Annotated in this window: 10 protein-coding genes, 1 tRNA gene and 1 pseudogene; 3 read left to right on the top strand and 9 right to left on the bottom strand. The window is 59.9% G+C overall.

All coding sequences use genetic code 11. The features are described from left to right. The 9 genes and pseudogenes from BRA42_RS10345 to BRA42_RS10305 all read right to left on the bottom strand — a co-directional run. Positions 1-284 (bottom strand): annotated as a pseudogene (locus BRA42_RS10345) (IS630 family transposase); the annotation flags it as partial. Between the two features lie 61 nt (positions 285-345). Beyond that, the gene (locus BRA42_RS10340; RefSeq protein ID WP_342685935.1) at positions 346-801 is read right to left on the bottom strand and encodes a helix-turn-helix domain-containing protein; all 456 of its coding nucleotides are present in this window, start codon (positions 799-801) and stop codon (positions 346-348) included. 1 nt (position 802) lies between these two features. Then, positions 803-1,930 carry a PKD domain-containing protein gene (locus BRA42_RS10335; protein WP_342771080.1) on the bottom strand — a complete coding sequence of 376 codons (1,128 nt, stop codon included), beginning with the start codon at positions 1,928-1,930 and terminating at the stop codon, positions 803-805. A gap of 1,282 nt (positions 1,931-3,212) precedes the next feature. Beyond that, positions 3,213-3,950 (bottom strand): uroporphyrinogen-III C-methyltransferase, encoded by a 738-nt coding sequence (gene cobA / locus BRA42_RS10330; protein WP_292409762.1) that lies wholly within the window; start codon positions 3,948-3,950, stop codon positions 3,213-3,215. Next, a complete protein-coding gene (hemC, locus tag BRA42_RS10325) occupies positions 3,947-4,831 on the bottom strand; it encodes a hydroxymethylbilane synthase (RefSeq protein ID WP_292409763.1) in 885 nt (294 codons plus the stop codon). Before hemC ends, cobA begins: the two co-directional genes overlap by 4 nt. Beyond that, the gene (gene hemL, locus BRA42_RS10320; RefSeq protein WP_292409765.1) at positions 4,816-6,063 is read right to left on the bottom strand and encodes a glutamate-1-semialdehyde 2,1-aminomutase; all 1,248 of its coding nucleotides are present in this window, start codon (positions 6,061-6,063) and stop codon (positions 4,816-4,818) included. Before hemL ends, hemC begins: the two co-directional genes overlap by 16 nt. Beyond that, positions 6,050-7,033 carry a porphobilinogen synthase gene (gene hemB / locus BRA42_RS10315; protein WP_292409766.1) on the bottom strand — a complete coding sequence of 328 codons (984 nt, stop codon included), beginning with the start codon at positions 7,031-7,033 and terminating at the stop codon, positions 6,050-6,052. The genes hemL and hemB overlap by 14 nt, the downstream gene beginning before the upstream one ends. Beyond that, on the bottom strand, positions 7,012-8,283 hold the full coding sequence (gene hemA / locus BRA42_RS10310; protein WP_292409767.1) for a glutamyl-tRNA reductase: 1,272 nt from the start codon (positions 8,281-8,283) through the stop codon (positions 7,012-7,014). The genes hemB and hemA overlap by 22 nt, the downstream gene beginning before the upstream one ends. Next, complete coding sequence (locus BRA42_RS10305; protein ID WP_292409769.1) at positions 8,276-8,890, bottom strand: precorrin-2 dehydrogenase/sirohydrochlorin ferrochelatase family protein; 615 nt, start codon at positions 8,888-8,890, stop codon at positions 8,276-8,278. The genes hemA and BRA42_RS10305 overlap by 8 nt, the downstream gene beginning before the upstream one ends. Before the next feature lie 160 nt (positions 8,891-9,050). Between BRA42_RS10305 and BRA42_RS10300 the strand changes: the two genes are divergently transcribed. The 3 genes from BRA42_RS10300 (at position 9,051) to BRA42_RS10290 (ending at position 10,953) form a co-directional block, all read left to right on the top strand. Next, positions 9,051-9,977 (top strand): DUF7544 domain-containing protein, encoded by a 927-nt coding sequence (locus BRA42_RS10300; protein WP_292409771.1) that lies wholly within the window; start codon positions 9,051-9,053, stop codon positions 9,975-9,977. Positions 9,978-10,070: 93 nt separating this feature from the next. After that, positions 10,071-10,763, top strand: a complete 693-nt coding sequence (locus BRA42_RS10295) for a PrsW family intramembrane metalloprotease (protein ID WP_292409773.1) — start codon at positions 10,071-10,073, stop codon at positions 10,761-10,763. A gap of 118 nt (positions 10,764-10,881) precedes the next feature. Next, positions 10,882-10,953 (top strand) — tRNA-Gly (locus tag BRA42_RS10290). The last annotated feature ends 271 nt before the right edge of the window (positions 10,954-11,224 follow it).

Below are 11,224 nucleotides of genomic sequence, written 5' to 3'. Positions count from 1 at the left end.
GGATAGTCCTCGGCGAGGAGGGTTCGGATCTCGGTCGCCCAATCGCGTCTGGTCTTCCTTTCCCGGATACTCACCCGCCGCCAGCCCTTGAGAGGTTCCGTGAACAGGAAGATGTTGGCGGTTCCATTCCGCTGATACTCGTAATCGTAGCGTATCGGGTGGTTCGGCGCCATCAACAGCGGTGTCCGAACTTCCTTGATGAGTTGGAGCGGTTGTTCATCCATACAGATCACGGGCACCTGCGGGTCGTAGGGGCGCTGATAGAGGTCGATAAGATCCTCCATTCGGGCGACAAACTCTCCATTCTCTTCGGGTGGGATGACCCACGATTGACACAAATGCGGCTTAAGTTCGTTTTTTTAAGACCCGGCAAACGGTACTGTCTGAGATACTCTCAACAATCTTGAGTTCAACGAGGGTATCGGCAAGTAACTGTAATGTCCAGCGTGCTCGCCCCTCCGGTGGGGTGCTACAGGCAAGCGCGATGAGCCGGGCCTCCTTCTCACCGTCGAGGATCGGAGGGGTTGGCGGAGTGTCGCGCGGTTTGCGCTCCAGAGCACTTTCGAACCCCTGCTCAACAAACCGTTTTCGGACGTTTGAGACGGTCTTAGAGTGACAATGAAGATACGACGCGATCGCCGCATCGGTTTTTGGAGGAACGCCATCTCCAGCATTGATGTCAGCATTCAGGAGGATCTGGGCATTGCGGATACGATAAGCGGGAGCTGCCCCTCGCTTAACGAGAGCGATGAGTTGAGAGCGCTCAGATTCGGTCAGATCAACAAGGTAAATTTTATCCATGCTATTTTATAGAGTGCCACTCAATAATATTGTTGGGATGCATGGGAAGAATTAGGTGAAACGATGCACTAGTAGGAGAGTATACTGTTACGTAATCAATATTTGAGCGGGTATTGGTCCCACCATCATTTGTCGCTGTAAGATTTACCGTATAATTTCCAGCCCCCTCATAGATATGGACAGGATTTTGTTCATTTGATGACTGTCCGTCACCAAATTCCCAATACCAGGCGGTTGCCTGATTGACGGACATGTCTTTGAACGCCACAGGAAGAGGAGAAGGCCCTGATGTTACATTCGACGTAAAATTAGCAATTGCCGCAAACGAATAATTTTTCACATCGCCCTGGGCGATATTGTCCTCTATGGTTAGTTTTTCAATTAACGAGCTATTATCGAGTCGGACGGTTTGCAGTTGGAAATCTGCAGGCTCGTTGCCGTAGACAGTTGCAGTATAATCTCCATCAAGCGGGTTCGGAATGATCGCTATACCTATCGTATACGAGTCATTGTAAACGATAGGGGGCAAATAGATTGCTTCCGGGATTTCATTCACCGAATAATTCGTCTGCCCGGATACGATTGTCCCTACTCTCCTGCCCATCGGATCGGTTACAAGTGCATCAACCCTTGTAGATCCTACTGGAGCAACCCAGACTGCTGCCATTATCTGGCCCGGCGGATAAAATTCATTTTGAAATACCTCACTGGCATAGAGAGCATCCCCAAAAGAGGGTAATCTCCGATTTACAGCAGACGTGTTCTGGTTCCCTCCCCCCAAATATGATGAATCCGAGATCGTCACAGATTCCCAGGTAACGTTATACGGCATCGATATCGGAGAAGGATCATAGGGGAGGACATCGATTTTTAATTTAAACAGTATCCCGTTCAAAAGCAGGAAATCAAGAAGTTCCTTTGCCGGGTTCCCCGAAACATAATCGGTTTTGTACCACCCCTCATCATCGTTAATCATAACGTTTCTTGCAAATGGAGAAGCAGGATCTTCGGAAACAACATCAGCTGTAACAAGATGCACATGAGTATCGTTTTCAATTTGTGACTTCAATTCAACCCATACCCAACTAGAGGGTGCCCCTTGATTTACGACGACTTGAATAAATGCCATCACCCCACGTACCGTGGGCGAGTGTTCGTTAAAGTAGCCCACCCAATATGAACCTACCACCGGTATTCCTTTAAGTGATGGAACATTCTGGTTAAAAGTCACATTAATTGTATGCGAACTGCGCACATTTTCGAATGTGTAGCTGGGTTCCTGCCATGGGTATGATACGCCGTCAATATACACTTGATCGACGGCATGGCCATTATCTGCAATAAATCTGAATGTGACAGACTCTCCTCCCTGCAGAGTCACGGGGGTCGAGGGAACTATTGAACCACCGGGTCCCGCATGCGGTGTAATAGTTGCAAGCCATTGAATAGTGAAAGGGCTGCTTGCAACGAGAGAGTCCCAATAAAAAACAACTCTGTAATATGCAAAACAAGTTTGATGTTCTGTATATTCGGTTAAATACGCATAGCCGTTCGAATCTGAAACCCCTGTACCAATTTGAGTCCATTGAATTCCATTCGCCGAACGCTGGAAAGAACAACTCACTCCAGGAATAGGCGAGCCGTCAGTATAGTATAAACGTCCGGAAATAGTAATTGGTTAATCAACAAAAAAATTATACGTAGCAGATGTCCGATCTCCGGATAAACTGTACATTTCAGACAGCTGTGTATCTATTAGGCCAGATTGGCCGTTTTCAGACAGGTTGGATGCTACGGCGACGCACAGCGGTTCCGTCGGTTGATCCGCAGCAGCGATAGAAAAACTCATTGAAATACTTAAAAGCACAATAATTATCCCGATTTTCATGCGCATGTAATTCATTTTGAGAACCCCCGCCCTCGAAAATATATACAATGAGGATGGCATAAATTATTTCGATGAAAAGTATATATTTATATATAAGTGTTGCGTTCGCGTATCCTCAAAATATAACCGCTATTTCAAGATAGGGATCGATTCCATCGGGTTGTTGACATCAAAACCCCCTCTCCGTGTTCAGGAAACCCAAAAGGCTGGAGAACTTATCTGTCGCCTTTCACCGGCTCTAGAGGGGAGCCACAGGTCATCTAAATGCGTCCGTCCTCCAAACAGCTATGAAAGCACTGCGGGTTACGGACTCGATCGGTGAATATCGGCTCTGCCCTACCCCCCTTACCGACACCCTTCTCCAGGACTTCCTCTCCCGCAGATTTTACCTGGATCCGTGCAACAGTGCCGGAGGGTGAGCCGTGGGAGAACCTTCATGGACATGGGGACAGAGGGGAGGGGACGTCCCCCCGGTACGAATGCCTTCACGGGTTCCCAAAAAGTCGAAAAGAGAGGTCGCCGCCTACTCCGCAAACTCTTCGTAGAGGTCCACCACCCCCCCGACGACGATCACCGCCGGAGGCCGGACGCCGACGGCACGGGCTTTTTCGGCGATATCGGCGATGGTCCCGACCGTCACGCGCTGGTCCGGCCGGAGACCCCGCTCGATGACGGCTACCGGGGTTGCGGGGTCTTTCCCGTGCGATACAAGGGCGTCTGCGATGGCGGGGAGGTTTTTTACGCCCATCAGGATGACGAGGGTCCCCTTCAGGCGCGCGAGGGCCTCCCAGTCGAGGGCGGACTCGGGCTTTGTCGGGTCTTCGTGGCCGGTGATGAAGGTCACCTCCGACGCATAATCCCGGTGGGTGACCGGTATCCCGACCATCTCCGGGACGGCGATAGCGCTTGTAATGCCCGGCACGACCTCGACGGCGATGCCGTGCTCCCGGAGCGTCTCCATCTCCTCTCCGCCGCGGCCGAAGAGGAAGGGGTCCCCCCCTTTCAGGCGCACGACCGTTTTTCCCGCTTTCACCCGCTCGACCATCAGCGCCTCGATCTCGTCCTGCTCCAGGGTGTGGCTGCCGCCGTACTTCCCGCAGTCGATAAGCTCGGCATCCTTCGGGAGCGTCGCGAGGATCTCCTCCCCCGGGAGCTGGTCGTAGAGGATCACGTCCGCCGAGTCGATCACCTCACGGGCCTTCATCGTCAGAAGACCGGGCCCGCCCGGCCCGGACCCCACAAGATACGCTTTTCCCGTCATGGTTTTATCCCCAGTGCCGCATAGGCTTCCCGGATCAGGTCGCCCGCCTGCCGGGCGAGCGCCCGCCCGCACTCCCGGGCTTCGCCGACGGTCGCGATATGCCGCTCAATCCGCTCCCACCGGGAGCCGTCGAGCGCGAGGACCTCGGCGATCAGGTTTCCGTCCCGGCAGTAGATTCCCTGCGGGGTGAAGCACCCGCCGCCGACCTCCTCCATGACGGCCCGCTCGATCTCTACGTCGAAGCGGGTGGGCCCATGGTCGAGCGCCGCAAAGGCCCCGGCGACGGCCGGGTCGTCCCGGCAGACGACCGCGATCGTGCCCTGGTTCGGCGAAGGCACGAACCGGTCGGTGGGGAGCGGCTCCCCGGGGAGCGTGAGCCCGAGGCGCTCGAGCCCCGCCTCTGCGAGCACGATGGCGTCGTAGCGCCCCTCGCGGAGTTTCCGGACCCGGGTGTCGACGTTCCCTCTGAGTTGCTCCACCGAGAGCGCAGGGTCGTCGCGGAGGAGCTGGGCGCGCCGCCGGGTGCTCGACGACCCTACGATGCGGACCGCTTCAAGGGGACCCTCGTGTGCGAGGAAGTCGGCGGGCGAGTCGCGTTCGAGCACCGCGGGACAGACGAGCCCTGCCGGCCGCTCCGCGGGGATGTCCTTCATGCTGTGCACCGCGGCGTCGATCTCGCCGCGGAGGATCGCGTCGTCGAGCGCCCGGACGAAGACGCCCTGCCCCCCGATGGCGTGGAGCGGGACCCCTGTTGCGGTGTCGCCCGCGGTCGTGACCGTGACGACCTCCGCTTCGATGCCCCGGTCTGCGAGCATGCCGACCACCTTCTTTGTCTGCGCGAGCGCGAGCGCGCTTCCCCGCGTGCCTATCCGGAGAGACATGATCCGTATGCGTCCGCTATCCGCTCGACGTCCGATTCGGTGTGTGCGGCGGAGAGGAAGTTCGTCTCGAACTGCGACGGCGGGAGGAAGATCCCGGCATCGAGCATCGCCTTCCAGAACCGCGAGAACGCCTCCGTGTCGCACTCTTTGACCTCCCGGTAGTTTCGCGGCGGTGCGTCGCGGAAGAAGTGCTTGAAGAGCGAACCCATCCTGACGAACGATCCTCTATGCGCGTCCGTAGCGACCTCCCCGATAGCCCGCACGGCCTCGTCGAGCCGCCGGTAAACCTCCGGGTGCTCGTGGAGGTGGCGAAGGGTCGCATACCCCGCCGCGAGGCTCGCCGGGTTGCCGCTGAACGTGCCTGCCTGGTAGACCGGGCCCGAGGGGGCGATCAGGTCCATGATCTCACGCCGCCCTCCGAAGGCCCCGATGGGGAGGCCGCCGCCGATGATCTTGCCGAACGTGACGAGGTCCGGCTTTATTCCGTAGCGCACCTCTGCGCCGCCGATCCCGACCCGGTAGCCGGTGATCACCTCGTCGAGGATGAGGAGGACGTTGTGGGCGGCGGTGATCTCCCGGACGTCGGCGAGGTAGCCGTCGTCGGGAAGGACCGGGCCGATGTTCCCCATGACCGGTTCGAGGATGAACGCGGCGATGTCGTCGTTCCCGGCAAGAAGCGCCTCGAGCCCCTCGGAGTCGTTATAGGGGACCTGTCGGGTATGCGCCGCGAAGTCCGCAGGGACGCCCGCGGAGTCGGGCACCCCGAGAGTGGTCGCCCCCGATCCGGCCTTCACCAGGACCGCATCGTGGGCGCCGTGGAATCCCCCTTCCACCTTGACGATGTCCTGTCTTCCCGTATATCCGCGAGCGAGCCGGATCGCGGCCATCGTCGCCTCCGAGCCCGACGAGACGAACCGGACCATATCGATCCCGGGGTGATCGCCGGTGATGACCTCCGCAAGGTCGATCTCAAGCGGCGTCGGTGTTCCGTAGAGCCATCCTTTCTCGATCTGACGCTCTATGGCCTCTCGAACCACCGGGTGGGCATGGCCGAGGATGAGGGGGCCGTAACCGAGGCAGCAGTCGATGAGATCGACGCCGTCGACGGTCGAGAGGTGCGCTCCGCTCGCATGCTCAACGTAGAATGGATAGGGCTTGATGGCCCGGACGGGGCTGCTGACGCCGCCGGGCATCAGGACTTTCGCCCGGAAAAAGAGGTCACTGCTCTTCATCGAGCCACCTCGCTACGTCTTCTGCATAGTAGGTGATGATGAGGTCGGCCCCGGCCCGCTTGATGGCCGTGAGGCTCTCGAGGGCGACGGCCCGCTCGTTCAGCCACCCGCGCTCCGCGGCCGCCTTGATCATCGCGTACTCCCCGCTGACCTGGTAGGCCGCGACCGGAAGGCCGAACTCCGTTACGGATGCAAGGATGTCAAGGTATATCCCGGCCGGCTTGACCATCAGCATATCCGCCCCCTCGGCCGCATCCAGCTCCGACTCCATCACCGCCTCCCGGGCGTTTCCCGGGCTGATCTGGTAGGTCGTCCGGTCGCCGAACGAGAACCCCGAGCCCGCCGCGTCGCGGAACGGCCCGTAGAGAGCGCTCGCGAACTTCGAGGAGTAGGACATGATCAGGACCTCCGTATAACCGGCGGCATCCAGGGCCTGCCGGATTGCCTGCACCATGCCGTCGAGCATACACGACGGCGCAACGATGTCGGCGCCGCTCTCCGCGTGGGAGACGGCGATCCGTGCCATCAGCGCAAGCGAGGGGTCGTTTAAGAGGTCCGGGCCGTCGGCCGTCTCCCCGACGATGCCGCAGTGGCCGTGGTCGGTGTACTCGCAGGCGCAGACATCGGTGATGACGACCATCTGCTTCAATCGTTCTTTGATGCTCCGGACGGCCCGCTGGACGCCGCCGTTTTCCGCGTAGGCCCCGGTCGCCTCGCTGTCTTTTGCGGCCGGGATTCCGAAGAGGATAACCGCCCGGATGCCGGCGTCGCGGAGGCGTTCACAGTAATCGGCGGCTCCGTCCACCGGGTAGCGGAACTGCCCCGGCATTGACGCGATGGGAAGCGGTGCATCGATCGATTCGTCCACGAAGACCGGCATGACGAGGTCGGTCTTCTGAAGTTCAGTTTCACGGAGGAGCGGCTGGATGATTCTCCGCCGCACCCGTCTCATTCTTCGTTGTGGAAACATGGTTCTCCCCGGGTAATAGCCCTCATCAGGGCATCTGCCGTTTTCATATCGCCGCACTCGGCGCACGCGCGGATAGAAGTCGTCGCGTCGAAGAGGAGCTTCTTCGTGAGCGCCCGGCTGAGGTCGTCGACGACCTCGGTCGTGCGGTCGGCCTCTCCCCCAAGGCGGGCGAGCGCCCGGTCGCGTTCACGCACCCGTATCGACTCCGCCCAGGTGTAGAGGAGGGCGAGCGTTTCGTCGGCCGCCGTCCGCCGGAGGAGACGGATGAAGTGGTCGAGTTCCTCGTCGATGATCCCCCGCGCCCGGTCCGCCTCGGTCCTCCGGGAGTCCATGGCAGCGTCGTTGACGTTCCGAAGGTCGTCGATGGTGAAGAGGTGCACGCCCTCGATGGACCCTACCTCCTCCTCGACGTCGCGGGGCTGGGCGATGTCGATGAAGATCAGGTGGCGGGGGTGCCGGTCAAGCGGCCAGAGGCGCTCTTCCATCACCTCCCGGACACCCTCGGTCCGGATGACCGGATGCGGCGCGGCGGTGCAGGAGATGACGACGTCGGAGAGTGCGATGTAGCGGTAGAGGTCCTTGAAGTTGACCGCACGCCCCCCGATCTTCTCCGCCAGCATCACCGCGCGGTTGTAGGTCCGGTTGGCGACGTAGATGGCCGTGAGGCCTTTCGCAGAGAGCGCCTGCGTCACCAGGAGCCCCATCTCTCCGCTCCCGATGACCAGGATGTGCCGGTCGCGCAGGGTGCCGAGCAGGCTTTCTGCAAGCGTCACGGCGGCGGAACCGACTGAGACCGAACCCCGGTTGATCTGCGTCTGGCGTCGGACCCGGACGCCCACGTGCACCGCCTTGTTGACACAGAGTCTGATGACGTTGTTCGCGGTCCCTGCCTCCTCTGCAGCCGCGAGCGCCCGTTTGAGCTGTCCGAGGATCTGGTCCTCGCCGACGACCAGGGAGTCGATACCCGCGGCAAGTTCCAGGAGATGGCGGGGCACGGCCTCGCCCTCGAGGACCATGAAATCGTGCCTGCCCTGCTCCTGCAGGAACCCTTCAAGACCCCGCGCGTCGCCCTGCACCAGGACCTCGACGCGGTTGCAGGTCTGCAGCAGGAGGGCGCCCCGGAACCGGTTCCGTGCTTCGTGGAGGAACGCCGCCTCGTCGGGGAACCGGAACGCTTCGAGCGTGGCGATGTCTGCGGTGTGATGGTTCACGCCTGCGAGCGCGAGCGGTGTCGTGCACGGTTCAGGCATGCAGGTACCTCTCGATCGCTATCGCGCGTGCCCGGTCGTAGTCGGAGGCAAGCGCCTCCCGGACCTCATCGTCCGAGAGGATATTCCAGAGGATGCGGGATCTCTTCTCCTGCACAGGTTCGGTCTCTCGGAGCATCGTGCGCATCTCGTCCTGCAGGTCGATCATCCGGTCGAGGTCTGCGTACTCCGTTTCGAGTCTCATGCGGAGGTACCGCGAGACGGCGGGGCTCTTTCCCAGGGTGCTGATCGCGACCAGGTAGCGGCTGCCCCGGACGACCGAAGGGACGATGACGTCGCCGGATTTGCCGGCGGCGTTGTTGAAGAGGACCCCCACCCCGGCGCATACTCTCCCGATACGGTCGTTGAGGTGTGGGTCCGGCGTCGCGGCTACCGCAAGGAACGCACCCGCGAGAATGTCCCTGAGTGCATCGTCCGTGAAGATCGAGAGGTCGGCCTCCCGTCGCCGGACGGCGAGACCGTCAAGGTCCGGCGAGAACGTACGGCTGATCACCGTCACCTCCGCCTCATGCTCGAAGTACGCAGCCTTTCGGGCACCGACGCCGCCTCCCCCGAAGATGAGCACCTTCCTGCCCGTCAGGTCAAGCATGAGAGGGATCATTTCTATGTATACTGTGGCGAACGGACTACATTAACCTGTTGAAAATGCCCATTTTCCTCAGGACAACGGGTATATCTCCGTGATTCTCCCTGTCGGGACCCGTTCGTCCGGAGAAGGTTTTAATCGTGGGGAGATCGTTAAGGTAGGTATGGCTGAAGAGATGTATGCACTCAGCAGGCTGGAAGCCGCCTTCGACCGCACGAAGGACCTGCTCTGGCCGTTTCGGTGGGGCGTCTGGCTCCGTCTGGCCGTGATTGCGCTCTTTCTGGGAGGGGGCGCCAGTCTCCCGAACATCCCTCAGAGTTACGGCGGGGACGACCTTTCGCCCGGTGTTGCCTGGTCTCCCGAACTCGCGCTGCTGATCGTGGCGCTCGTCATCGTTGCGCTGGCCCTCGCCGTCCTCTGGATGTTTATCGGTTCGACGATGCAGTTTGTCTTCGTCGATATGCTCAGGACGGGAGAGATCCGTCTGGGACGTTTCTTCCGGGAGCGGCTCGGGAAAGGGGTGCGGCTCTTCATCTTCCAGTTCGCTCTTACGCTGCTCCTAGTCCTTGCCGTTTTCGCGCTCGTCGTCATGCTCATAGGCGTGGACGGCAGCGCTGCAACGCCGTTCCTGCTCCTCGCACTCATTCCGGCCTTCCTGGTCGTGGCCCTCCTCTTCGGGATCGTCTTCCTCCTGACGACCGACTTCGTCGTCCCGATCATGATCCGTGAGGACTGCGGCGTCATCGAAGGATGGCGGCGGCTTATCGGCGTCATATCCGCAAATTTCTGGCAGACCGCCGTCTACATCGTCGTGAAATTCGTGCTGGGCCTCATCGCCGCGATCGTGCAGGCGATCCTGGTCATCCTTGCACTGCTGGTCATTGCGATACCGTTCATCCTCGTCGGGATCGTCTTCCTTGCCGCACTTCAGGCGAACATCCTGCTCCTCCTCGCCCTCGTCGTCCCCTACCTCGTCATCGCCATCCCGGTTGCGCTCCTGATCGCGGTGCCGTTCGTCACGTTCTTCCGGTACTACGGGCTGCTGGTGCTTGCGGGGCTCGCACCGGAATATCATCTCCTTCCGGAATAATCCTTTTTTTAGCCCGGCAAGCACCCGTGTCGCGGGCCGATCCGGGGGAGAGAAAGGCTCATCCCTCATGGGCGTCATGAACCTCATCAAGCAATGGTCGAGATCGAGCCGCTGGTAATCCTTGCCCTGGCTCTGGGGCCGGGGGTCTTCTGGGCGTGGTACTTCTACCGGAGGGACCGGTTCGAGCCCGAGCCGGCGTCCCTGATCGTGATGATCTTCCTTCTCGGCGTCCTCGTCACGTTTCCCGTGGCCTTCGTCGAGGGGTTCTTCGGCCTCTTCATCGCATCCCCTCTGATCATGGGGGTCGTCGTCGCGCCCGTCGTCGAGGAGTACGGCAAGTTCTGGGTCGTGCGCCGGTTCGCCTACAAAAACACCGAGTTCAACGAGCCGATGGACGGTATCGTCTACGCCGCAGCCGCGGCTCTCGGGCTCGCATCGCTCGAAAACGTCCTCTACGTCTTTTCGGCGTACGTGACGTCGCCGTCGCTTGCGCTCGGTACTATCGTCGTCCGGGCGATCTTCTCGGTCCCCGGGCACGCGCTCTTCTCCAGTGTCTGGGGCTATGCCCTCGGTCGGGCCAAGTTCTCGGCCGCCGAAGAACGTTCGGGGATTGTCCTCCGGGGGCTTCTTCTCGGCATGGCGCTGCACGCCATCTTCAATTTTCTGCTCTTCACTGCCGATATCGTCGCATACGCCCTGATCATCTTCGTCCTGGTCCTGATACCGGGGCTCTGGATGCTCGCCAACCGGAATATCCGGGACGCGCTCGACCACGGGCGGCGGTAGGAGCGCGGGATGGTGCGCTCCGCCCCGGGCAGAACCCCCGGTCCGGGCCGCGATTCGATAGGCTTATTATCCAGAAAATCTCATGTTGTAAGGCACACAGGTGCGGGAACACCGGCGTGCGCCGATAGTGTAGTGGTTATCACTAGGCGTTGCCAACGCCTAAACCCGGGTTCGAGTCCCGGTCGGCGCATCCTGACTTCAGGTTCGATTCTCCTTCTCGGATTCCCGTAGTTTCTGTAATTCCTTCTCCTGACATCAGTTTTTAAGAACGAGTCAACTACTCCCTGATTTGTTCGGGGTACCGCATCGACTGCCTGTGAACTCCCCCACACCTTTGCGGATGAGGACAGAAGTAGTTGAAGTCATCCTAAAAGTTTCCAGCGGCTGACGATTCCTATAGTTCAGAGCATTCTGTCGCCTCCTCGCGAAAAATTGAGAGATCTCTGGCGTCAAACCTCTGA

It is taken from the genome of Methanoculleus sp. UBA374, from assembly GCA_002508705.1.
Lineage (GTDB): Archaea > Halobacteriota > Methanomicrobia > Methanomicrobiales > Methanoculleaceae > Methanoculleus > Methanoculleus palmolei.
The sequence above is the reverse complement of the archived record's forward strand: the minus strand, read 5'-3'. Positions and strand labels throughout refer to the sequence as shown.